Source organism: Rossellomorea marisflavi, assembly GCF_022170785.1.
GTDB classification, from domain to species: Bacteria; Bacillota; Bacilli; order Bacillales; family Bacillaceae_B; genus Rossellomorea; species Rossellomorea marisflavi_B.
This window is the reverse complement of the sequence record NZ_CP081870.1, coordinates 584,830-606,900: the sequence shown is the minus strand read 5'-3', so window position 1 is coordinate 606,900 and position 22,071 is coordinate 584,830. Positions and strand designations below refer to the sequence as shown.

The 22,071-nt window shown below is 46.1% G+C and carries 23 protein-coding genes; 12 read left to right on the top strand and 11 right to left on the bottom strand.

Annotation, left to right across the window (positions count from 1 at the left end):
- The first annotated feature begins 191 nt into the window (after nucleotides 1–191).
- On the top strand, nucleotides 192–419 hold the full coding sequence (locus K6T23_RS03110; RefSeq protein WP_056532971.1) for a hypothetical protein: 228 nt from the start codon (nucleotides 192–194) through the stop codon (nucleotides 417–419).
- A gap of 38 nt (nucleotides 420–457) precedes the next feature.
- Here K6T23_RS03110 and K6T23_RS03105 read toward each other — a convergent pair whose 3' ends face one another.
- The 6 genes from K6T23_RS03105 to K6T23_RS03085 form a co-directional block, all read right to left on the bottom strand.
- Nucleotides 458–1,525 carry a nitric oxide synthase oxygenase gene (locus K6T23_RS03105; protein ID WP_238283567.1) on the bottom strand — a complete coding sequence of 356 codons (1,068 nt, stop codon included), beginning with the start codon at nucleotides 1,523–1,525 and terminating at the stop codon, nucleotides 458–460.
- 82 nt (nucleotides 1,526–1,607) lie between these two features.
- Nucleotides 1,608–2,117 (bottom strand): GNAT family N-acetyltransferase, encoded by a 510-nt coding sequence (locus K6T23_RS03100; RefSeq protein ID WP_056532967.1) that lies wholly within the window; start codon nucleotides 2,115–2,117, stop codon nucleotides 1,608–1,610.
- 52 nt (nucleotides 2,118–2,169) lie between these two features.
- Complete coding sequence (locus K6T23_RS03095; protein ID WP_142245820.1) at nucleotides 2,170–3,117, bottom strand: NAD(P)/FAD-dependent oxidoreductase; 948 nt, start codon at nucleotides 3,115–3,117, stop codon at nucleotides 2,170–2,172.
- A gap of 16 nt (nucleotides 3,118–3,133) precedes the next feature.
- Nucleotides 3,134–5,002 (bottom strand): ribosomal protection-like ABC-F family protein, encoded by a 1,869-nt coding sequence (gene abc-f / locus K6T23_RS03090; RefSeq protein WP_148986225.1) that lies wholly within the window; start codon nucleotides 5,000–5,002, stop codon nucleotides 3,134–3,136.
- Between the two features lie 189 nt (nucleotides 5,003–5,191).
- Nucleotides 5,192–5,305, bottom strand: a complete 114-nt coding sequence (locus K6T23_RS22245) for an RAxF-45 family protein (RefSeq protein ID WP_283957840.1) — start codon at nucleotides 5,303–5,305, stop codon at nucleotides 5,192–5,194.
- Between the two features lie 249 nt (nucleotides 5,306–5,554).
- Nucleotides 5,555–6,916 carry an aminotransferase-like domain-containing protein gene (locus K6T23_RS03085; protein ID WP_148986226.1) on the bottom strand — a complete coding sequence of 454 codons (1,362 nt, stop codon included), beginning with the start codon at nucleotides 6,914–6,916 and terminating at the stop codon, nucleotides 5,555–5,557.
- A 130-nt stretch (nucleotides 6,917–7,046) separates the two neighbouring features.
- Between K6T23_RS03085 and blaOXA the strand changes: the two genes are divergently transcribed.
- From blaOXA to K6T23_RS03070, 3 genes are all read left to right on the top strand, one after another.
- Nucleotides 7,047–7,859, top strand: coding sequence for a class D beta-lactamase (blaOXA, locus tag K6T23_RS03080; RefSeq protein ID WP_238283565.1), 813 nt, complete (start codon nucleotides 7,047–7,049; stop codon nucleotides 7,857–7,859).
- Between the two features lie 67 nt (nucleotides 7,860–7,926).
- Nucleotides 7,927–8,319, top strand: coding sequence for a hypothetical protein (locus K6T23_RS03075; protein ID WP_148986227.1), 393 nt, complete (start codon nucleotides 7,927–7,929; stop codon nucleotides 8,317–8,319).
- Nucleotides 8,320–8,552: 233 nt separating this feature from the next.
- Nucleotides 8,553–9,104 carry a DUF6241 domain-containing protein gene (locus K6T23_RS03070; protein ID WP_079514754.1) on the top strand — a complete coding sequence of 184 codons (552 nt, stop codon included), beginning with the start codon at nucleotides 8,553–8,555 and terminating at the stop codon, nucleotides 9,102–9,104.
- Nucleotides 9,105–9,145: 41 nt separating this feature from the next.
- On the opposite strand, the gene K6T23_RS03065 is transcribed toward K6T23_RS03070, so the two are convergent.
- The 3 genes from K6T23_RS03065 to queF form a co-directional block, all read right to left on the bottom strand.
- Nucleotides 9,146–9,994, bottom strand: a complete 849-nt coding sequence (locus tag K6T23_RS03065) for a YitT family protein (RefSeq protein WP_056532949.1) — start codon at nucleotides 9,992–9,994, stop codon at nucleotides 9,146–9,148.
- A gap of 174 nt (nucleotides 9,995–10,168) precedes the next feature.
- Nucleotides 10,169–11,059, bottom strand: coding sequence for an EamA family transporter (locus tag K6T23_RS03060; RefSeq protein ID WP_079514753.1), 891 nt, complete (start codon nucleotides 11,057–11,059; stop codon nucleotides 10,169–10,171).
- A gap of 118 nt (nucleotides 11,060–11,177) precedes the next feature.
- Nucleotides 11,178–11,675: a preQ(1) synthase gene (gene queF, locus K6T23_RS03055; RefSeq protein WP_048006792.1), complete on the bottom strand. Its 498-nt coding sequence runs from the start codon at nucleotides 11,673–11,675 to the stop codon at nucleotides 11,178–11,180.
- Nucleotides 11,676–11,935: 260 nt separating this feature from the next.
- On the opposite strand from queF, the gene K6T23_RS03050 reads away from it, so the two are divergent.
- The 4 genes from K6T23_RS03050 to K6T23_RS03035 all read left to right on the top strand — a co-directional run bounded on the left by K6T23_RS03050 (nucleotide 11,936) and on the right by K6T23_RS03035 (nucleotide 14,462).
- Nucleotides 11,936–12,586, top strand: coding sequence for a cobalamin B12-binding domain-containing protein (locus K6T23_RS03050; protein ID WP_056532943.1), 651 nt, complete (start codon nucleotides 11,936–11,938; stop codon nucleotides 12,584–12,586).
- A 129-nt stretch (nucleotides 12,587–12,715) separates the two neighbouring features.
- Entirely contained in the window at nucleotides 12,716–13,216 is a 501-nt protein-coding gene (locus K6T23_RS03045) for a hypothetical protein (protein ID WP_056532940.1), read from the top strand.
- A gap of 18 nt (nucleotides 13,217–13,234) precedes the next feature.
- Entirely contained in the window at nucleotides 13,235–13,792 is a 558-nt protein-coding gene (locus K6T23_RS03040) for a beta-class carbonic anhydrase (protein ID WP_048006790.1), read from the top strand.
- Nucleotides 13,793–13,895: 103 nt separating this feature from the next.
- On the top strand, nucleotides 13,896–14,462 hold the full coding sequence (locus K6T23_RS03035; protein ID WP_238283564.1) for a DUF6434 domain-containing protein: 567 nt from the start codon (nucleotides 13,896–13,898) through the stop codon (nucleotides 14,460–14,462).
- On the opposite strand, the gene K6T23_RS03030 is transcribed toward K6T23_RS03035, so the two are convergent.
- Nucleotides 14,441–15,160 (bottom strand): 5-formyltetrahydrofolate cyclo-ligase, encoded by a 720-nt coding sequence (locus K6T23_RS03030; RefSeq protein WP_079514750.1) that lies wholly within the window; start codon nucleotides 15,158–15,160, stop codon nucleotides 14,441–14,443. The genes K6T23_RS03035 and K6T23_RS03030 overlap by 22 nt on opposite strands.
- Nucleotides 15,161–15,348: 188 nt before the next feature.
- Between K6T23_RS03030 and K6T23_RS03025 the strand changes: the two genes are divergently transcribed.
- The gene (locus tag K6T23_RS03025; RefSeq protein ID WP_048006787.1) at nucleotides 15,349–15,855 is read left to right on the top strand and encodes a peroxiredoxin family protein; all 507 of its coding nucleotides are present in this window, start codon (nucleotides 15,349–15,351) and stop codon (nucleotides 15,853–15,855) included.
- 169 nt (nucleotides 15,856–16,024) lie between these two features.
- Nucleotides 16,025–17,044, top strand: a complete 1,020-nt coding sequence (locus K6T23_RS03020) for an NADP-dependent oxidoreductase (RefSeq protein WP_373921159.1) — start codon at nucleotides 16,025–16,027, stop codon at nucleotides 17,042–17,044.
- Nucleotides 17,045–17,068: 24 nt separating this feature from the next.
- Here the strand turns inward: K6T23_RS03020 and fosB are convergent, their stop codons facing one another.
- The gene (fosB, locus tag K6T23_RS03015; RefSeq protein ID WP_079514749.1) at nucleotides 17,069–17,506 is read right to left on the bottom strand and encodes a metallothiol transferase FosB; all 438 of its coding nucleotides are present in this window, start codon (nucleotides 17,504–17,506) and stop codon (nucleotides 17,069–17,071) included.
- 134 nt (nucleotides 17,507–17,640) lie between these two features.
- Here fosB and aldA point away from each other — a divergent pair, with 134 nt between their 5' ends.
- Nucleotides 17,641–19,086, top strand: a complete 1,446-nt coding sequence (gene aldA, locus K6T23_RS03010; RefSeq protein WP_079514748.1) for an aldehyde dehydrogenase — start codon at nucleotides 17,641–17,643, stop codon at nucleotides 19,084–19,086.
- Nucleotides 19,087–20,726: 1,640 nt separating this feature from the next.
- Complete coding sequence (locus K6T23_RS03005; protein WP_238281583.1) at nucleotides 20,727–22,010, top strand: IS110 family RNA-guided transposase; 1,284 nt, start codon at nucleotides 20,727–20,729, stop codon at nucleotides 22,008–22,010.
- Nucleotides 22,011–22,071 lie beyond the last annotated feature (61 nt).

Sequence of the window (22,071 nt, the reverse complement as noted above, 5' to 3'; positions counted from 1 at the left end):
CTGGCTGGGCTCTTCTTCTTTATGTAATGAGGGGGACGGCGGTGTCCCCCAGTGTGAAGATGAAAGGAGTGGCTTCACATAATGTATTCTATGCAAGTGGTACAACCTGTGCTTGTACCATAGCCCATTTTCACTTTCACAGCATAAATGCCGTCTATACATGAGAAACTATCCAAAAGGATGTGATCGGATTGACGGAGCAACAGGTGGAAGACTTGTTTCACTATTACGGCCATGAAGATTTATATAAGCGCTTCAGGACACCACTGTTTGTGACAGGCATATTGGATGACGCCGAGATGTGGCTACTGGAGGATTTCTTTGAGAACTTCTCCTTCGATCGTTCGACCCTGTTTGATGAGTTCCGATTTTGGTATCGCTATTATGAAGTATCCAAACGTCCCCCTTATTCCAGGTGAAACAAAAGCCGCTCACGGTGTTGTGAGCGGCTTTACTGTTAATAAGGCTTTTTTTGATAAAAGTAGTTCGTGGATTTCCACGTGTTGTCATATTCCTTGTGGAACATATGGGTCGTGGCCGGTGAAACGGGAGGAATGAGCCATGTCCAATCACCTGTAACTTTCCGGTCTGCCTTTTTTTCATTTTCTTCAAAAAGGCGGAACTGCTGGGCTGCCGTGTGATGGTCAACAATGTTCACACCCTGTTCCTTGAAGGAATGCAGGACGGCGATATTCAGCTCGATGAGGGCTTTATCTTTCCACAGCGTAATGTTTCTGGATGTATCCAGTCCCATATGGCCTGCCACTTTGGGCAGAAGATTGTAGCGCGTCTCGTCTGCAAGATTCCGGGCTCCGATTTCCGTTTCCATATACCATCCATTGAACGGGGCTGCCTTATAAGAAATCCCTCCGACTTTGAGCTCCATATCCGATATGAGGGGAACCCCGTACCATTTCAGCCCCAGGTCCCCGAACCATGAAAATTCAGGATGACGGAGTGGCACTTCAAGAGCTAGATCCGGTGAAATCCTCTTCCATACAGGTGTCCGGTCGCCTATCTGGACGACAAGTGGAAGGATATCAAAATCCGTCCCTTCCCCTTCCCATCCAAGTGCCCTGCACTTTTGGGTGAATTCGATGGAATGGGGATCCCCCTTTCCATCTTCATACCCCGCATATCGAACGAGCTGGTGATTCCAAAGGCGAATGTCTTCTTCGTCCTGTTCAGACGGTCTGAATACCGTGATGGTCGGTCGGATCTTCCCGCCATTCGTCGCATACTCCAAATGAGCTTCTAATGCGTCCATTACCTTTTCTTCCGTGGCCGCATCCCGACGGTCGAACACCTGGAGGGAATTCCAGAACAATCGTCCGATGCACCGGTTGCTATTACGCCAAGCAAGCTTTGCACCAAACGTCAGCTCCTCATTCGTATGGGTATAGGTACCCTTGGAATCAATTTCTTCCTTCACTTCACGCAACCGTTCTTTCAGGTCGGATCCGCTTTTCTCCGATTCATGATAAAACTGTATCAAAAAGGCCTGTGCTTCATCCAGGAGTGGCATCAATAGTATCTCATCCTTGCTTCTTTACTGTACCTGTTAGTATACCATTCCAATAGGACTTTTTCCTTTGGGACGAATTACATCACAGGCGTTTTTCATAACAGTGATATTCCTGGTGACCTTCAGGACGGGACGTGAAGCGGATGGAACCTCGATATTCATACCCGCTCTTCTCATACAGGACATTTGCCCCTTTATTCCTTCCATAGGCGTCAAGCCTTATACTCTTGTACCCTTTGGAGGCTGCCATGGATTCACATTCACTCAAGAAGGCGGACCCCAATCCCTGTCCCTGGTATTCGGGGTCAAGAAAATAGGCGTGCACGACCCATTCATCGTCATACTTCCAGGCAATATCCTCCCATTCAGGAGACTGCCATTCATTCAGGGTCACACATCCCGCAAGGACTCCGTCTGCCAATAGGATATAAAGACTTCCTGCCTCCATTTCACGGAGGAAATACTCCCTGCTCGGATAATGATCTCCCCATTGGAGAAGCCCTTGTTGTTCCAACTCTTCCCTACAGCGCTCATAGATGTCCATGATGGTGTCGATTTGTTTTTCTTCCGCTCTTTGTAGCAGTAATTCCATTCCGATCCCCGCCTCTTTTTTCTCTAGTCTGCGGTTAATGGGGGATGCCTATTCAGGAATCCCCCACCCGATCAACAAGGAATTCACCAGCAGATTTCCCAGAAAGGTAGGCACTCTCAAAACGAGTTTTACCGGATTCATCACCTTTCGTCAAAAACGCATCCCCGCACATGATCAACCTTTTTCCAGCCTCAAGGAAAGGCTGGTCGACGACTTCAGCCGCTTCGGCGTAGCGCCACCGTTTCAACTGGTTGCCATTGCCTTCACTTCCCCCTCCAAGATATGGACGAACGAGATCGATGATGGTGGCAAGGACCTTTTCATCCGATTCAAAAAAATGCTTCTCACTCCACTCACCTGTCATATATACAGAGAGTACAGGCGTAGAGGAAATCCCCTTTTTCATATGATCGACGATCCGTTCTACGCCGTGTGGCAGCTGAGCTCCATCCAGATGCCCCGGTGCTGAAAGACGCGAAGGACCCTCCAGTGTCAGCAACCCGACGAAGCAGGGATGGAAAACGACAGGGGCTTCCACGCCAAGCAACTCAGCTGCCTGAGGTGCCGGTGCGGTGATGAGCACGTGATCCGATTTGATCACCCCGCCTCCCTCGAGATGCAACTCACATCCATCAGGATGTTCCGAGATGGACAGGATCTTGGTATTCAAACGCACGGGCAGTCCTGCTGCAAGATTCTTGGCTAGGGCATTCATGCCTTCCGTACCGGTGTAGCGGGGATGGGCATCACCGAACCAACGGCGGACCCATCCTTCCTGGAGCCATGACTCTACTTCTTTCTGGAGCTCCGGGGAGCGTACCGTAAAGAACTGGGCACCGTGGTCTGCTTTCCCTTCTCCGATCCGCCTCGTTGCGAGCCGTCCCCCGACACTCCTGCTCTTCTCCACGAGAAGGATGTCTGTGACCCCGCTTTCCATAAGAGTCCGTGCCGCCATGATCCCTGATAATCCGGCACCTACAATCACCACTTTTGTCTCCATGATAGACTTCCTCCTTTTACGATAGCTGTTCTTCAAGTTGAATGTACTTGAGCTCCCTCTCTTCTTCGAGCCGTTCCAGTTTTTCATGAAGTTCTTGGAGAACCCCGAGGTCCTCTTCTGTCTGGAGACGTCCTTCAATCAAAGCAATTTCCGTCTCAAGTTCTTCAAGCTCTGCTTCGATGGTGTCTGTTGTTGCCATCTTTTTTTCCTTTTCACGTGGTTTTGTCACCGTCTTTTTCTTTTCAACCGGCCGCTCAACCGGAATCCTTTCCTGGATCTTTCCCTTCGCCCAGCTGTATGGACCTTCAAAGAAATAGAGCTGTCCTTCGTGTATCCAATACGTTTTCTGGAATAGCTTATTGAGGAAATAGCGATCATGGGATACAGCAAGGATCGTGCCATGGAACTCTTCAAGGGCTTCCTCCAGGACCTCCCGGGAATCAATGTCGAGATGATTGGTCGGTTCATCGAGAACAAGGAGATTAAGATCCTGGTGCATGAGCTGGGCGAGGCGCAGTCTCATCTTTTCCCCACCGCTCAGCTGTCCAACCTTCCGGAACACATTCGGTCCATAAAACATGAACCGCGCAAGGATATGACGCGCTTCTCCTTCCGTCACCGCCACTTCATCCCGGAACGCGTCGATGAGACGGGCTTCCGGATCTGCCATGACAAATTGCTGGGAAAGATATCCCATTTTCACATTGCTACCGATCTTCACGTCCCCGTCGTCAGCGGTCATCTCACCCATGAGGATCTTGACGATGGTCGACTTCCCCGTCCCGTTCTGTCCGACGATGGCCGTGCGGTCTTTGAAGCGTAGATCCATATGGGCGTCATGGAAGAGCGTGCGTCCATCAAAGGACTTCGAAGCCCCCACCATGGAGAAGACGATTTTACCGCTCCGATCACCGCCTTCGAACTCCAAGCCCATCTTCTTGCGATCAAGCACCGGACGCTTCAGCTTCTCCATCCTCTCGAGGGCCCTTTCCATATTGCGAGCCCGCTTGTGAAGGCCCTCGTTTGGAGGATTCGCCTGATTCGCCCATTCCCTCAAACGCTTGATGGCTTCTTTCATTTTTTTGATTTTCTTCTGTTGCTCCTGATAGGCCTGGAACTCGATCATAAGACGTTCTTCCTTCTCTTGCACAAATCCAGAATAATCGGTGTGGTATATGGTTATTTCCCCATCTTCAAGGTCATACACCTTATTGATCACATGATCCAGGAAGTAACGATCATGGGAGATACACATCACGGTGCCGCTATAATCGGTCAAAAACTGCTCCAGCCACTCGACGGCAGCAATATCAAGATGGTTCGTCGGTTCATCCAACAGAAGAAGGTCCGGCTCCTGAAGGAGGATGTATCCAAGGCTTAGCTTCGTCTGTTCTCCTCCGCTACAGGAAGAAAACTCTTTATCCAAAAGCCCCTGGATCCCAAGTCCATTCACGACCATGGCAATCGACGCCTCCATCTCATACCCCCCTTCATTGCTGAAAAGATCCTGACATCGCCCATACTCCTCAAGGATCGTGTCCAGGTCCCCCTGTCCGTCGCCCATCTTCACTTCCAACTCTTTGAGCTTTTCACCGATGGACACGAGATCGGCGAACGCTGACTTCAGGACGTCGATTCCCAATGTCCCTTCCGGATACTCCGGTATCTGTGCAAGATAGCCGATTTTTGCGTTCTTTTTCATCGAAATCGTCCCCGAATCAGGGGTGTCGGTTCCTGCAAGAAGCTTGAATAGCGTCGTCTTCCCCGTGCCGTTCCTACCCACAAGACCGATTCTCGCCCCATGGGGTATTTCAAAGGTCAAACCCTCAAAGACAGGATGGCCTCCGTACATTTTACTGATCTGTTGTGCGCTACAAATAATCATTCTCCTCTTCCTTTCATTCATCCGTTAATGCGGCAAGAGGCACATGATCCACGACAAAAAAACCGTGCATAAGCAGTCCACGGCTTCTTCACCCTTAATCAAGCATAAAAAAAGAAGGCGAAAAACGCCCCCTTCTTCCGTTCTATCAAGTGATTGGAATTGAGACCTCTTACCGTTCAGTATTCATATTCAGTTGCTAAAAAAGGGCATACGTGTCCCCTTAAACGCAACAATATGAAAAATTGCACGGCAGTAGTAAATAAAATCCAAATACTTCCCACGCAATCCTACAGAACGATTCATCTCAATTCCACCTCCTTTTGATAGCTCAAAATATAATGTTATTATAAGGCAATTCAGAATGATATGGCAACCATTTTATAAGTGCACGATTTTTCCATTCTTCTGGGCTTTCGGTTTTGCTGAAAAGCGAGGGGAACTATCAACATAGTTTAAAACCAGGGTAGTAGTGGCTTCTCAAAAGATCTAACCACAGTCTTAGAAACAATCATGCAACAGTTTTGTATACAAATCCCCTGTTCATACACGTTCCTAACGGCTGAACTTTTTGGCTGAACGGATGTGTTTATCTATCTCCACCCCAATTCTTCTAATGCCTTCTTCAATTTTTTTCTCTTCTATCTGGGAGACACTCAGTCTAATAACATTTTCTTTTTTATAGCGTGGCAGGTACATCCCAGTTGCATTTTGAACTAATATGTTTTTCTTTTTAAGGGCATTTACCAGATGTTCTGCTTTTGACTTTAATGGTAATTGAATGGTCGAATAAAATCCTGAATTGGCGCCAGTAAAGGTAACCCCTAGTGGAAGGTGGGCTCGGAAAGACCGATTAAGGATACTTCCTTTTCTCTTATAGATCTTCCTGAGCCCTTCTATGTGAGCTTTATACATTCCACTTTGTAGATAAACCTCCAATGCTCCTTGAGTGATAACAGGTGTGTGGACATCTGCAGCAAATTTGGCTTTAGTAAAAGGCTCTAAAAGGGCTTCTGGTAGGACTGCTACGCCAAGCCTTAAACCTGGCAATAACACTTTCGAAAAACTCTTGGTGTACAGAACTCTGCCAGATGGATCGTAGGCAAACATCGGATCCGCTTTTTTCCTAGTGTCCAAATCCCCCATATAGTCGTCTTCAATGATGTATACATCGTATTTTCGAGCTAGTTTAACGATTTTCTCCTTTTCTTTATTGCTATAACTGAATCCTGTAGGGTTTTGAAACCTGGACACGGTGTAGAAAAATTTAATGGGTCTTTCCCTGAAAATGTGTTCCAAAAGGTCTAGATCAATCCCTTGTGCCGTTACTTCAATTCCTATTGCATTAATTCCCCTTGTCAAAATTGACTCAATCATACTGAAATGGGTTGGTTGTTCTATACAAATTTCTGTCTTATCATTTGGAAAAGGCAGAGAAACGAAAATATCAAGGGCCTGCTGGGATCCAGACACAACCGCTATTCTTTCTACCGGCGCAAACACTTGTAATTCTTGCAGTTGCTTCGATAATTGAAACCTTAATGCAGATAAACCAAGCGGTTCCGAGTATTGAAACATGTCTTCCTTGTACAATTCGATGGCTTGGTTCATACAATGCTGATACTCCCGGTATGGCATATTCCATTTGTCCGGCCCCGCAGACGAAAAATCAATGATTCCATCATTGGTGGTAGCTTCTATTTGGCGGCCACCAACGAGAAAATAACCGCTTTTAGGAACAGAATAAATTCTATGTGCTTTTTCCATTTCACTGTAAGCTTTAATTATCGTATTGATACTGCATTGGAACCGTTCCGATAGGGTTCGTATGGAAGGCAATTTATCCCCTGGTTTTATATATCCGTCTCTAATAAGGAGTTCAATTTCCTTGATCACTTCTTCGTATAATTTTTCCATATGCGGTTCACCCCTTCTGTTTTGTATGGGTACAGACAGCATTTTCTCCTACTTCCACTTAACAAGTTTATCTCTTATTATAAATTATCAGAAAAGTTAGATAATTAAAATCGGAATGGAGGAAGATAACATGAAAAAAGGAACTCGTCAGAAGTTCTCCCGTGTAGTAACCGTCTTTTTTTTAGCAATCTTTATGGTTTTTGCAGGTTTAGTCCCCTCACATGGTGCAGAAATCGAGAAAACAAAGAATCTAGATGTTAGTGGGTTGTTTAATGGAAAGGAAGGTACGGTAGTTCTCAAGAATGTAAAAAATGATAAAAAGTATATTTATAATAAGAGAAGAAGTCAAGAGAGGTTAACCCCTGAATCGACTTTTAAAATACCCCACTCCCTTATCGGTCTGGAAAACCATGCGATTAGAGATGAGTATGAAGTGAAACGCTGGGATGGAATTCCCCGCCAGTTCGAGAGTTGGAACCGAGATCACTCATTGGCTTCTGCTATGAGAGAATCTGCTATTTGGTTTTATCAGGACATGGCAAGAGATATAGGGGAGATCAATATGAGTGAATATATTAACGCTATAGGGTATGGAAACAGAGATATATCCGGGGGGATTGATGAATTTTGGCTTGACAGTACGTTAAAGATTTCAGCTGTTGAGCAAGTCGATTTTATGGAAGAGCTAGTAGAGGAAGATCTTCCATTCTCAAAAAAAACCCAGAAAACTGTAAAGAGAATGATGATACAAGATGAACAGGATACGTATACCCTTCACGGAAAAACAGGAACGAGACTTTCAGATATGAAACTTGGCTGGTATGTAGGTTTTATAAAAACAGAAAAAGACACTTGGCTATTTGCAGTGAACATAAACGGAACAGGAACAGAAGCAAAAGAAATACTTATTGACATCGCGAAACATAAAGGGATTATTGACTAACGAGTCCATCCCTCCCTTAGCTCAGTTCAATTCATATGCTAACGTCATACTTCATTAAGGAGAAATAATGAAAGGATACCGGATCACCAAAGTAGTGGGGATAACGGCAGGATTTGCAACCATTCTCGTAGCCATTGGCTTCGGTGTATTGGCTTTATTAGCAGAAGGATTATCCAAATCGTGGGGGAGTAATCAAAAGCCGGATGAACATACTCCGTCCTATATGATCATCTTTCTTTTGATTTTGCTACTAGGAGTAGTGACGTCAATCGGAACCTTTTGTCTACGGAATAAGATGTGGAGATTTTTGTATACTAGTTTTTCGGTTGTGATGGGAATGGGTTTTGTTTCAATGTTCTTTGCTACATTCGGTGCACTAGGTACAAAAGGAGAACTATTATTGCTATCCGTTGGAGTGGTCTACCTGTTCTTAGGCTACCTCACTTATAAAAGATATTAGCGCAAGTAGGCCCATTCACTCCAATTACACCAAATGCCCATTTAAAGAATATTTTTACACTGAAAAGATGTAAATATAGCGACAACTACTGTATTGTAATGATAGAGTGATCAAACCACTAGAATAGTGACCCTTTAAATCGAAAAATCATTTCCCTCTCTATAACTGGCCTTTACCATTGATCAGGACAGCGCTCAAAACCACACCCCAGCCAACATATCAGGAGGCAGAACATGAAAAAGATATTGTCCATATCCCTTATTGCACTAGGGCTTGCCGCCTTTGTGGGGTTTGGGGCTTATAAGATATTTGAGAATGCATCAGCTTTTGAAGAAAAAGCTAATCCTGCAAAAGCTGAAAAACCTGAGGATAAAGACTCTCCTTACGCAACCAAGGAAGAAGAAGTGAGGGAGCAGACGGGCACCATCGGGGGAATCGAGTATACCTTGAAGATCCCTGAAAACGCCGAAGAAAGTGAAATCGTCGACATCATGCACAAAATGACCCACCAGAAGGTCCGCTCCCAGGATAAATGGGGAGCCATTCCCATGATGCCGGAAACGGTCCAACCCGTTCTTGAAACCATTCAAGCCTCTTCTTTCGACCATAGAGAAGAACTCCAAAACATCGCCGAAAAGTGGAAAAAAGAAGATTTTTCTTCCATCGACAAAGACCATAACTACTTTTGGACCCTTCAGGGTGGAACTGTAGGAGAAGCCTATGGCATCATGAATAAGGAAGAGGAAGAAGCCTTCATCCAGAATAACTTCAAGCAAGCGGAATGAACCTATTAAAAAAGCCTGAGGAGCGCTCCTCAGGCTTTTGCTTATGCCAAACGTTTAAAGTTTTGACCAAGGATTTCATTCATTGTATGGGCGGTGATGAATGCCTTGTTGTCAGTTTTCGTGATGAAGCCCTTTAGTCGGGAATAATCCTTGCGTCCCAAGATCGTGGTAATGACTTCCTTCTCATCAGAAGTGAAGGCACCTGTTGCCGTATGGACCGTTGCACCCTTCCCAAGCTCATGGACGATATACGACTTGATCTCCGTGCTGTGGCGGCTGATGATCACCACTTCCTTATTGGTATTGAATTGTGAAAGCACATAGTCGATCACTAATCCATTCAGGATGACTCCAAAGAAAGCGTACATTCCGACCTGTGGACCGAACAGGATCGTCGAAGAAAGTGCGATGGTCAAATCTGAAAGCAGGACGCCGCGTCCCACTTCAATATTGAAGTATTTGTTCAGGATCATAGCGATGATATCGGTTCCTCCGGTGGAAGCGTCCTGATGAAATACAATTGCCATTCCGATTGCGGCGATGCATTGGCCGATGATGAGCTGGATCAGGACATCATTTGATAGCGGTGCATGGATCGGCGCAACCGTTTCAAGAAGCCACACATAGAATGACAGGGCGAAACTCGCATACACTGTTTTTGCCCCGAAGCTGAAGCCAAGGAAAATCAGACCGACTACGAACAGGACCAGATTGATGAGGATCATGAATAGTCCCAGCGACATACCCGGGAACACGTGATTCATGATAATCGACAGACCGCTCACTCCTCCAGTCGCTAAATCATTGGGTGATAGGAAAAAATGAACGTTGACCGCCACCAGTAATGCCCCGACGTTCATCATCAAGAATGAAAAAATCTTTTGCCGCATCTCCGCAACCTCCTTTATATGAAATATCCGTGCTTTTAAAAAGTTGAACAACGCGCATTATAAAGCCCTTTGCACCCCTTTGTAAAGGGAAGCCGGTTAAATAAATAAGGTTTAATAATTGTGACAATTGAAAGGGTTTTAAAAAGGAAAAACCGCCGAAATGATCCGGCGGCTTTAACTAAAACTCTTCTTTTGTCCTGGCTGTATTTGTGGGATGATGATTCCTGCCAGAATCAGGGCGATCCCCGCAAATTGAAAGACGGCCACCTGTTCATGAAGGATCCACATGGCGGCCAGGATGGCGGCAGGAAGCTCCGCTGCCCCCATGATCGTCGACATGCTCGAATCAAGATGTGGTGTCCCAATGGCAAAGAAGACAACGGGAAGGATGTTTCCGAATATGGCCACAAGCAGGCCGAAATCCGCCATTTCCATGATTTCAGACGGCTGTTGGATGAAGGAAGGCTGAAACACGGCCAGCACAACCAGTATGCCGCCAAATGAAATGATCATGCTTTTCTGGAAGGTTGGTACATTTCTCGCTGCCTTTCCGCTGAAAAACATGAACAGGGCAAACGTGACGGCAGCACCAAATCCATATAATAATCCGAGCGAGTTACCCGTCCAGTCGAAGCCCCGGGATGAACCCAAGCCGCCGGCGAATAACGTACCGATCCATAAAAACAGCACCGAAACCAGTTTCTTTTTTGAAGGTACCTTCCTTATGTAGAGAGCTTCGATCAGAACTCCGATCCATGTGAATTGAAACAGCATGACGACGGCGATGGAAGCAGGGATGAGACTCAGACTCATGCCATAAAAGATCCCCGTTAAACTTAAAAACACCCCTACCCCCAATAGCGCAGCTACCTGTCCGGCCGTCATCTTCACCTTGCGTGTGAATAAAAAGGCGGCGAACAGCATCACTAAGCCGAATAAATATTGAAGTCCTGTGATATCCGGGACCGAGTAGCCTTTTCCCAGACCCAGCTTCACAACCGAGGCGTGGATGCCGTAGCTGCTTGCTCCGATGAGCACGCATAATGATGCACGATATGATTTCATATTGCTTCCCTTCTTTTCTGCATTTCTATTCCCCTATCAGGTATCCACTTCCTATTTTACTAGATTCAGCAAGCTGGAGACATAAAAAAAAGACGATCGCATTGGATCGCCTTCACCATCAACGATTGTCGATGGTCTCAGGATACATATCATGATTCATCAAACGATGGAACGCCATTTCCTCATATTTCGTACCCGGTTTCCCGTAGTTGGTGTAAGGATCAATGGAAATACCGCCACGTGGCGTAAATTTGCCCCAGACCTCGATGTAACGTGGATCCATGAGCTCGATCAGATCATTCATGATGATGTTCATGCAATCCTCATGGAAGTCACCATGGTTACGGAAGCTGAACAAATACAATTTAAGCGATTTGCTTTCCACCATTTTTTCGCCAGGGATATAGCTGATGTAGATGGTGGCAAAATCCGGCTGACCGGTTTTCGGACAAAGGCTAGTGAATTCCGGGCAATTAAATTTCACAAAGTAGTCCCTGTTGGGATGTTTATTATCGAATGCTTCCAGGATCTCCGGAGCATATTCGAATAGATAGTTTGTACCTTGATTCCCTAAAAGGGACAAGTCTGTAAGATCTTCATCTTTTCTGCCTGACATGAAACGTCCTCCTTATCAGTCATACGAGGCCTGAACCGGTATCGATTGCAAATGCACCCAATGTTTGGTACGCTTGAATGATAGCCCTAGGCGTATATTTCACATTTGCCCCATGGCCTGTCAACTGGTTGTTCAAGCGTTATCATAATGGAAATCCATTCAAAAAGTCAACTAGCACAATTGTGTGATGGAAGAAGGATTTTCAATTTATTTATGGAATATAGAATAAGGTATTTTTCACCATCTCAGGAGTGATGAAGATGAATCAGCTAGTCCAGACTTTCACGAAGTCAATCCTGCAAGGGGACGTGCATTCATTGCTTGAACTACACGCATCAGCCATCGAATCGAAGATGGACCACCTGTCTTTTTATGAAAAGGTCGTCAAACCTTCCATGTATAGAATCGGTGAAATGTGGGAGAAGAATCAAATCACTGTCGCTGACGAGCATCTAGCCACAGCCACCTTGAAGTATCTCCTCTCTTATTTGATGAATGAACATAAAGCAGGGAAAAATCAGCCGAAGGCCCTCCTATTCTGCATTGAAGGGGAGCAGCACAGTCTCGGGCTGGAATTGGCAAATGAAATCTTCAAAGAACATAAGTGGAACACCCGTTTCTTAGGGGCCAATGTTCCCATCAAAGATGCCGTTACGTTTATTGAAGCCTGGCAGCCACAGATGGTCGGGATTTCCATCGGGATGACCACTGAACTGGGCAGACTGAAAACGTGCATCGAATCGATTAGAAAAGTTAATGAAAAGATTAATATAGTAGTAGGAGGAAGGCTTGTTGCCCAATATAAATTGGACTTCCTTGAGAAGGAACAGGTAATGACCTTCAATGATCTGGATGAATTGAACAGCCACCTTACCGACCTTTCGAAACAATCCGTATCACTGGAAAGCTAACCTCCCCCCACCACGAGCTTTGCCAATCATAAAAGGGCCTCCCTGAATGTTATCCCACATGTCACCTTACCTCCGACACATGTAAGGAGGGCAATGACATCCATACTCCCTAAATCTAGGAGTGATCATGTGGAAAACCTGCACCTATGCCCTATCCCTTACCTGTTGATCGATCGGAAGTTCAACGTGATCGACGCCTCCAATCCCGGCTACGAATTCCTGGATGTCGGAGAAAACTTCCTTTCCATTGTCGAGGAAGAGAGTTCACCGAAGTTTGCCAGAATGATTCATAGGGTTCCGGACGGTACAATGGAGCTCAACTTAAAGAAGGACGATGCCTTTGGCTTATTCGACCTTCATTATCGCTTCTCTGATCATCACCAGCATTATCACATCGCCATCATTTCAAAGGATGATCAGTACCAAAAAGTATCCGAAAAGATGAATGGTCTGTTCGATTTGATGGGGAACTCTCCTTTTCCAAGGAAAAAATCGAATGGGAACGAAGCTCTGGCCAAGGTTTCCTCCCTCTATTTAAAACTTTCCAATACATCGGACTGGAATCGACAAGAAGTGATGGATAAAATAAAAGAGATCGAAACCCTGCTTCAGCAGGAGTTGACTAATTAGCGAAAGGGAGAAGAACCAATGACTCTATTGAACACCATCCTCGACTACAACGAACAATTCGTGGAAGAAAAAGCGTATGAGCAGTACCGTACCACCAAGTTCCCGGATAAGCGTCTCGTTATCCTCACATGCATGGATACACGTTTAGTGGAACTACTCCCTAAATCCATGAACATCAAAAACGGCGATGTGAAAATCGTCAAGAATGCCGGTGCCATCCTGACACATCCATTCGGAAGTATCATGCGCAGCCTTCTTGTTGCCGTGTATGAGCTCCAGGCAGACGAAGTCATCGTCATCGGGCATCATGACTGCGGCATGAGCGCAATCGACAGCCATAAGATGGTCGATAAGATGAAAGAACGCGGTATCAGCGAGGATACGCTTGGAACGCTCAACTATTCCGGCATCGATCTACACGACTGGTTAAAGGGCTTTGACTCCGTTCAAGAAAGCGTCGCCCATAGTGTTGATATGATCAAGAATCATCCGCTCATGGACAAGAAAACGCCTGTCCACGGACTCGTCATCGACCCGGCAACCGGAAAACTGGATCTTGTTGTCGACGGATACTAAGCCATTGACCGAACACCTGCCTGAGGGCGGGTGTTTTTTTCTTCCAATAAAAGAACAAGCGTTCTATACTATAAGAATAAAACCACTATATGGAGGGAATACCATGAGGCCTGAATTATCGAAAGAAACTCCTGCAAACCAGTTCAGAGAGTACTATTGGCTAAAATCAGAACTCCAACTGTTCTGCAGATCCATAGGGATGAGTGCAGCCGGATCCAAAGAAGAAATCAGCACGCGCATCGGTCATTTCCTTGAAACCGGGATCAAGCTGAAACCTGCCCGGGCTACCAGACCAAAGGCCGTTCAACCGGTGACCCTCTCCCTTGATACGATCATTCCGGAAGGACATCGATGCAGTCAGCACGTGCGGTCCTTCTTCCAGTCCGTCATCCCGAACTTCCATTTCAGTACCTTTATCCAAAACTACTTCAGGGCAAACATCGGGAAGACCTATCGGGATGCCGTTCAAGCTTGGCATGAAGAGGAGAAACGGAAAAAAGACCCGTCCTATGAACGGGACATCTCATCGCAGTTTGAATATAACCGCTTCATCCGGGACTATTTCAACGACCCGCACAACACCGGTCACAGCAGAGACAATGCCATAGCTGCCTGGAACGAGGTGAAATCTAAGCCCGGAAGCAACCGCTATTCGCGGTCCCGGGATTGATGATGTTCCAGTTCTCTCAGGATCGGCATGAGCTCCTTCTCTTCGTCTGTCACATGTTCCCATTGTATCCCAGCAGGCTTTTCATAAGGTGTATTCGTCTCCAGTACCCCTTCTTCCGTCACAATATAGTCGACGGCCAGGTCGAATGAATCTCTTGGGATGTCATCATCCACAAGCTGGGCACTATGAATCGTTGTGACGACGGGTACTGCCGGGTTTCCGATTTCCCTCAGGATCGCATATTCACGATCGGCATACCCTTCCCCCTTACCCAACCTCCTTCCGTCTTTATGGATGGCTACTGACCCTACAACGATTAAATCAATGGTTGGGATCCCGGACAGAGGAACGACCCGTCCATACGCGTTCATATGTTTGATGCTTGCCGCCTTACGTGCTTCTCCTTCAGGAACATCTTCTGGCCTGATCATCACAAACCCGTCCTTCAAGCGGGGAGTCGGGATCAAAAGGATTTTCCCATCCTTCAAGACCGATGCCCTCAAAGGAAGCTGCGGTGCATCGGGATTCACCTTGATGACGCCTGCACGCTTATAGATATCCAACTCCCTTACAAGAGCGGCCGACTTCTCTGCCCCCTTCACATTCGGGATTCGATTTGTCAGAGGAAACGGGAATCGCCCCAGCTTTTCGTCCGTCAGCTTTCCCCATACTTTATGCCTGATTTCATTTTTATCCATATTACCCTCCCCTTCTTATCCGGAACCTATAACACAAAGGTTCTCGGACTATTCAATCATAGACTAACATACCCCCATCAAGCACATCGCCCATTCCTTCTATGTTTCAACTTCATAAGAGCGGGAAAAATAAGGACTGTAGATACGAAACATGCAAAACGTGTAAACCAAACAGGAGGAATGTAATCATGGCAACGTTTCAATTAAAAGATACAGTACCGGATTTTGAACTTCCATCCGTAGCAGGTGAAACATTCAGTTTTAAACAACATCAAAAAGAACATGACAGCTGGCACCTCATCGTATTCTTCAGGGGATCCTGGTGTCCCGTCTGCCAGGAAGAGCTTCGTGAATTCCAGGCAGGTAAGGAGTACTTCGAGAAGCACAGCGTCCATATCATCGGGATCTCCAGCGACTCCCTTGATAACCTGAAGGAAATGGTCGATAAAGAAGATATCACCTTCCCGATTCTATCAGATGAAAAATTGGAAGCCATCAAGGCATTCGATGTATTTTATCACGGAGAAGATGCTCCATATGAAGATCATGGACAGCACGGTGAGCCGGCCTACTTCCTGGTGAATGAAAAGGGAGAAATCCTTTATCAACAAAAACAAACCGGTCCATTCGGCCGCCCGCATCCGAATGAACTCCGTAAAACAATCAGCTACATCCAGAAGAACATCAAGGAATAAACGAGGAGCCGGTTTGATCACTCAAACCGGCTTTTTCTCAAGTCTTATTCTTTGTTTAGGGATTCCCATTTATGTTACGGTATCCATGATCCTTAATTGAGGGGTCAATTGCATGAAAAACATCCTATTGCATACACTAGATTTTTAATAATGAAGAGGAGGATCAGCCATGTTGCCAGACAAGCAAAAACAGATTCAACTTGTATCGCGTCCAAATGGAACACCTGTCGAATCGGATTTTCACTATAAGGAAATTGACGTACCTCGCCCCGACCAAGGACAGGTTCTTGTAAAGACCCTTTATCTTTCAGTCGACCCTTATATGCGTGGCCGCATGTCAGATGCCAAGTCCTATGTAGAACCTTTCAAATTGAATGAAGCCCTTGCCGGAGGCGTCGTAGGTGAAGTTGTCGACTCACAATCCGAGCATTTCAAAAAAGGCGATTTTGTCGTCGGCATGCTTCCTTGGCAGGAATATTCCTTGGCAAGCGAGAAAGCCGTGCGCGCCATCGATCCTGATGTAGCACCGATTTCAACTCACCTGAGTATCTTGGGCATGACAGGTCTCACCGCCTATTTTGGCCTTCTTGATATCGGTCAACCGAAAGAAGGGGAAACCGTTGTTGTATCCGGAGCTGCCGGTGCAGTTGGGTCGGCAGTTGGTCAGATTGCAAAGATCAAAGGCGCCCGCGTGGTAGGGATTGCAGGATCTGACGAGAAAGTGAACTATCTAAAAGAAACCCTTGGATTTGACGAAGCCATCAACTACAAAACGAGTAATATCCAAGAGTCCCTCGAAGCCGCCTGTCCCGATGGAATCGACGTTTACTTTGAAAATGTCGGTGGGGAAATCGGAGACGCTGCACTCAGCCTCCTGAATAAACATGCCCGTGTGCCCGTTTGCGGAGCGATCTCTTCCTACAACAAAACAGAAGAAGACCTAGGTCCGCGCGTGCAGTCAAGATTGATCAAAACGAGCGCCCTTATGAAAGGATTCGTTGTGAACGATTATAACGATCGTTTCAAAGAAGGAGCATCCGACCTCGGCAAATGGCTGAGCGAAGGGAAACTTCAATACGAAGAAACGATCACCGAAGGATTGGACAACGTAACAGAAGCATTCCTCGGATTGTTCGAAGGGAAAAACCTCGGTAAACAGCTTGTAAAAGTAGCTGAACCCGGCAAGTAATAATGAAAGCCATGATCATCTCGATCATGGCTTTTTTCTATCATCATAAAACTCCATATGTTTCTTTTCTTCACGGTAATAGCTTAACCGTTCCTCTAACGTTCCTGTATGAAATTCAAACTTATGACCATCGGGATCAGTGAAATAGATCGACTCCTTATCCCTGGAATCCCGCTCCCTTCCCCCAAGGATACACGCTCCGCTTTTTACCAGACGATCATACATGGTATCCATATCTTCTTCCTTAACAGAAAAAGCGATGTGTGTATAGGAGTGGTGAATATCCTGCCGCGGAATATCCTTTTCTTCATTCAGTGCCAGCCACATGCCATTCAAGTCAAAGTAGGCTGTCGATCTTCCTTTCACCAAAAGATCCGCATGAAATACTTCTTGATAAAAAGCAATCGATTGATCCAAATCCGATACAGAAAATAAAAAATGGTTCAATCCTTGAATCGCCATATCCCTACCTCTCCCCCTGTTTTTTCATTATACTACCATATCTTTTCACTCCATTCGACCTATCCATATGTTTAGTTCCAGACAGTGTAAGGGAATAGTATAGGCATATTCAAAGACTTACGAGGAGGATCTTCATGAAACAGTATCAGCTATACATTAATGGTGAATTTGTAGATAGTTCTTCAGGTGAAGTATCAGACGTCATCAATCCTGCCACGGAAGAAGTCATTTCCAAAGTCCCAAAAGGAACTGAAGAAGACGTTGATCAGGCAATCGACGCCGCTCATAAAGCATTCCTATCGTGGGAAAAGGTCCCGTCCACTGAACGTGCATCCTATCTCCACAAGATGGCCGATAAATTGGAAGAACGGAAAGAACATTTCGTCGAGATGCTGACGGAGGAAAACGGGAAAACCGTCAAAGCATCCGAAGACGAAATCAATACGGCGATCGACTACTTCCGCTACATGGCAGGATGGGCCCTCCGCTATGAAGGCGAAATCCTCCAAAGTGAGCGTTCGAACGAAAACATCCTAGTTTATAAAAAACCGATCGGCGTTGTATCCGGGATCGTCCCTTGGAACTTCCCGATGTTCATTCTTGCAAGGAAGGTGGCACCGGCCATCGTAACTGGTTGTACTATCGTACTCAAACCTAGTCAGTACACGCCGAATACAGCCTGTGAATTTGCCAAGATCGTCGATGAAATCGGCCTTCCAAAAGGTGTCTTCAACCTTGTAACCGGAAAAGGATCCGATATCGGAAACCGTATGGCCGGTCATCCACGGGTCGGACTCGTGACGATGACAGGAAGCTATCCTGCTGGATCCAAAGTCATGGAAGCCGCAGCCAATTCCATCACGAAGGTAAACCTTGAGCTTGGCGGTAAAGCACCGGCCATCGTGACGAAGCACGCCAACATCGACCTTGCCGTCGACCGCATCAAAACCTCACGGATCACGAACTCTGGACAGGCTTGTACGAATGCAGAGCGTGTCTACGTACACGAAAGCGTGGCGGAAGAATTCATTTCCAAGATCACCGAAGCTATGAAAAACACAACGGTCGGTGACCCTACAAGCCGTGACAGCGACATCGGACCCCTCGTAAACAAAGACCGGATCGAAGAAGTATCCGAAATGGTGAACAATGCCGTTGAGGCAGGCGCCCGTATTCTTACAGGCGGTAAGGTAATTGACGGAAAAGGCTTCTACTTCGAGCCGACTGTCCTGGTCGACGTGAAACAGGATATGGAAATCATCCAGGAGGAAATCTTCGGCCCTGTGCTCCCAATCATGACCTACAGCGACTTTGATGAAGTCATCGAATTGGCCAACGATACGGAATATGGATTATCCTCTTCCATCTTCAGTGAAAACCTGCATGAAGTCATGAGGGCTGCCAATGAACTTCACTACGGTGAAACATTCGTCAACCGTGAAAACTTCGAAGCCATACATGGGTACCACGCCGGACGCGGACAGTCTGGACTGGGCGGTGCCGATGGGAAGCATGGACTTCATGACTATTTGGAGACACATGTCATCTACCTTGAGTATGATGAAAACTATAAAGGGTAAGGAAAAAAGCACGGACCGTCTATCATGACGGTCCGTGTTTTTTATCTTTATGAATGAGCAAAAAAATATCGCACAGGATGCGATATTTTAAGAAATGATGAAAAAGCTGGCCATCATGATGACAAGGAGGATGACCGCTACTCCGGAAGTCATCCATAAGATGTCATTGAAATCCATCTTTGTTTCCAAAAGTCGATCTCTCTTCATGCGTGCACCCCATTCCCTACTTGCTTCTCAATAATCCCAATGATAGTAAATCCAGATACGGATGACGTTTCGTCTTTGCATGTGGTACAGGTAAAAGCTACTTCCATTGTCGACCTGTACTCACTAGAACACTGCCTACATTGAAGAATATGTAAGTCCATCCGGTCACCTTCACAGTCAAATTTTATCCGTTCTTTTCCTCTATTCAAGTAGGTCAACGTTCATCTTCCCCTATCGTTGTAAGTAGTACTTATTTACCCGACTTTTAGGGGATAAAACATATTTTAGAAGAGGTGGAAGAAGAATTAATCGGTTCTTGGTGGGTCTCTAGTACTCTCTTTGTGTAGGAGTAGGGATCGGCTGATTCTATATAGGGAATCAGCCTGCTTTATTTGGGCGTGAAGGAAGAATGGGTCGTTCCGTTTCGCTACGGCCACCCGCTTTTCATGGGGCGTGCGGTGAGCCGCTTCGGCAAGCCTGCAGGGTCTCACCCTGCCCGCTTCTCCCATAGGAGTCGGGTGGCCTTCGCTGCACTGCACTTTGTGTGTTGGAGTGGTATCCGATTGATTCGGTGCAAGGTAATCTCCCTATTATAAAAGGATTAAGGCAAGGCGTACTATGTTATGTGAATATGAGGAAGAGATGAATCCAAACAGGGAATCAACTCCCTATATTTAAATGAGATTGAGGGGAGAATGGGTCGTTCCGTTCCGCTGCGGCCACCCGCTTTCCATGGGGCGTGCGGTGAGCCGCTTCGGCTGGCCTGCAGGGTCTCACCCTGCCCGCTTCTCCCATAGGAGTCGGGTGGCCTTCGCTGCACTGCACTATGTACAAATCGATGAGCGTTGGCTAATTCTCAAAAGGAATTCTATGACCTCCAATAGCATTAAAATACATTCTTCTTCAACTAGTTTTAGACAAAGAATGATTTAGATCTCCCCTGCTATCCTATTGGATCTATTGAAGAAGTATAGCCTACTCAACTAGCACTTAGTGGACTGAAGCAGAAGGGATTTGACTCCTGTGGAAAAGGAGGATGATCGAGACCCCGCAGGCACGAGGAGGCTCGACTTGCTCCCCGCGGAAAGCAAATCCCTGTAGCGCAAGGGAACGAACCAGTCTTCAGGAACATTCCCCCTCACTATCAATGAAATGATGAGTTTAAAATTCGAATGGCTTCACATCCTGATCTATGAAAGAGCAATCCATCGCATTTCTAATCACCATCACAGAGTGCACTGAAGCGGAAGGGATTTGACTCCTGCGGAAAAGGAGGATGATCGAGACCCCGCAGGCACGAGGAGCATTCCTGTTATAAAAGAATATGAGGATAAAGTGAGATTTTAGCGATGTGCATAAAAAAAGCTCCCTTGGTACGATAGAGAGTGTCATGCGCATGACCTCGAATTAAGTACCGAAGGGAGACTTCAACTATGGATTTTACACAAAATGAACGACTTAATCAAATTAATGAACAGACTTTAATCATCGGCATTGATATTGCCAAACACAAGCACGTCGCCAGGGCCATTGATGATCGAGGAATCGACTTATCGAAGCGTCTGGTTTTTCCGAATTCGTTAGAAGGATTCCAATTGTTACTAGAGTGGGCTCGACAATTAAGTGCGGACACATCCCGTCCGAACTTAATGTTGGGGATGGAGCCTACGGGACATTATTGGATGAATCTAGCTTACTTCTTGAAATCCCAGGGCGAGCGCCCTGTGGTGGTAAACCCGATGAAGGTCAAGAAATCAAAAGAACTGGATGATGACTCGCCTACCAAAAATGATACAAAGGATGCGAAGGTCATCGCTCAAGTCATGCGAGCAGGGCGGTATCATGAGCCTACCTTGCCGGAAGGCATCTATGCCGAGTTACGTGAAGGCGTGAAACTCTTTGATATCATTCAAGAAGATCTCTCTTCCATCAAAGCACAAATCCATAACGTTCTGGATCGGTATTTCCCTGAATTCTTGACGGTGTTTAAGAAGTGGAATGGAAAGATGGCGATGGCGCTTCTGAAGTTAGGCTATCTTCCAACAGATATTCGACAGAAGACAGAAGAGGAACTTCTATACGACGTAAAGGCATTAGGGACCAAAAATGTAGGGGTGGCGCGTATGCGCCACTTAAAGAAAGTAGCTGACTCCAGTGTTGGGATGACCGTAGGTCTCCGCATGGCTCGTGAAGAGCTTCGCTATCTCGTTGATCAGTATGAGGCCTTAAACGAACGTCTGGACAATCTGAAAGAAGAACTTGAAGAACTGGTTCTTACGGTTCCTGGCGCAGATCTTATGATGGCGATCAATGGCGTGGGAGCGATGACCATTGTTGGGTTCTTCGCCGAGATTGGTGACTTATCAAATTATAAAGATCCACGACAGATTATTAAATTAGCAGGACTGAATCTGATGATGAACCAATCCGGCACACATCGAGGGAAAACAACCATTACTAAGCGTGGGCGACGAAGGTTGCGTTCCATTCTGTATCAAGTCGCCCGCCCTTTAACTTTTCATAATGACGCCTTTAAAGCTCTTCATCAGTATTATAAACACAGACGAACGAATCCTCTTAAAGGGAAACAGTCTTTTGTCGCACTAGGACGTAAACTGATTAAGGTCTTATTTGTCATAGGCACACGAAAGTGTGCGTTTAGTGAGGAACGCATGCTTCGCGATATCCCTCATATGAGAGATGTGCAGGCAGCTTAACGTATGATGTCCAGCAGTCAATATCCCTTAGTTTTTTGATGGTTTCTTAGGTAATCAAAAG

What these genes read in the sequence shown, in the direction of transcription:
- K6T23_RS03085 (WP_148986226.1), bottom strand. Translation starts at nt 6,916, where the DNA reads ATGGAAAAATTATACGAAGAAGTGATCAAGGAAATTGAACTCCTTATT.
- K6T23_RS03065 (WP_056532949.1), bottom strand. Translation starts at nt 9,994, where the DNA reads ATGCGGCAAAAGATTTTTTCATTCTTGATGATGAACGTCGGGGCATTA.
- K6T23_RS03040 (WP_048006790.1), top strand. Translation starts at nt 13,235, where the DNA reads ATGACTCTATTGAACACCATCCTCGACTACAACGAACAATTCGTGGAA.
- abc-f (WP_148986225.1), bottom strand. Translation starts at nt 5,002, where the DNA reads ATGATTATTTGTAGCGCACAACAGATCAGTAAAATGTACGGAGGCCAT.
- K6T23_RS03030 (WP_079514750.1), bottom strand. Translation starts at nt 15,160, where the DNA reads ATGGATAAAAATGAAATCAGGCATAAAGTATGGGGAAAGCTGACGGAC.
- aldA (WP_079514748.1), top strand. Translation starts at nt 17,641, where the DNA reads ATGAAACAGTATCAGCTATACATTAATGGTGAATTTGTAGATAGTTCT.
- queF (WP_048006792.1), bottom strand. Translation starts at nt 11,675, where the DNA reads ATGTCAGGCAGAAAAGATGAAGATCTTACAGACTTGTCCCTTTTAGGG.
- K6T23_RS03075 (WP_148986227.1), top strand. Translation starts at nt 7,927, where the DNA reads ATGAAAGGATACCGGATCACCAAAGTAGTGGGGATAACGGCAGGATTT.
- K6T23_RS03105 (WP_238283567.1), bottom strand. Translation starts at nt 1,525, where the DNA reads ATGCCACTCCTGGATGAAGCACAGGCCTTTTTGATACAGTTTTATCAT.
- K6T23_RS03035 (WP_238283564.1), top strand. Translation starts at nt 13,896, where the DNA reads ATGAGGCCTGAATTATCGAAAGAAACTCCTGCAAACCAGTTCAGAGAG.
- blaOXA (WP_238283565.1), top strand. Translation starts at nt 7,047, where the DNA reads ATGAAAAAAGGAACTCGTCAGAAGTTCTCCCGTGTAGTAACCGTCTTT.
- K6T23_RS03070 (WP_079514754.1), top strand. Translation starts at nt 8,553, where the DNA reads ATGAAAAAGATATTGTCCATATCCCTTATTGCACTAGGGCTTGCCGCC.
- K6T23_RS03060 (WP_079514753.1), bottom strand. Translation starts at nt 11,059, where the DNA reads ATGAAATCATATCGTGCATCATTATGCGTGCTCATCGGAGCAAGCAGC.
- K6T23_RS03100 (WP_056532967.1), bottom strand. Translation starts at nt 2,117, where the DNA reads ATGGAATTACTGCTACAAAGAGCGGAAGAAAAACAAATCGACACCATC.
- K6T23_RS03050 (WP_056532943.1), top strand. Translation starts at nt 11,936, where the DNA reads ATGAATCAGCTAGTCCAGACTTTCACGAAGTCAATCCTGCAAGGGGAC.
- K6T23_RS03095 (WP_142245820.1), bottom strand. Translation starts at nt 3,117, where the DNA reads ATGGAGACAAAAGTGGTGATTGTAGGTGCCGGATTATCAGGGATCATG.
- K6T23_RS22245 (WP_283957840.1), bottom strand. Translation starts at nt 5,305, where the DNA reads ATGAATCGTTCTGTAGGATTGCGTGGGAAGTATTTGGATTTTATTTAC.
- K6T23_RS03025 (WP_048006787.1), top strand. Translation starts at nt 15,349, where the DNA reads ATGGCAACGTTTCAATTAAAAGATACAGTACCGGATTTTGAACTTCCA.
- fosB (WP_079514749.1), bottom strand. Translation starts at nt 17,506, where the DNA reads ATGGCGATTCAAGGATTGAACCATTTTTTATTTTCTGTATCGGATTTG.
- K6T23_RS03005 (WP_238281583.1), top strand. Translation starts at nt 20,727, where the DNA reads ATGGATTTTACACAAAATGAACGACTTAATCAAATTAATGAACAGACT.
- K6T23_RS03020 (WP_373921159.1), top strand. Translation starts at nt 16,025, where the DNA reads ATGTTGCCAGACAAGCAAAAACAGATTCAACTTGTATCGCGTCCAAAT.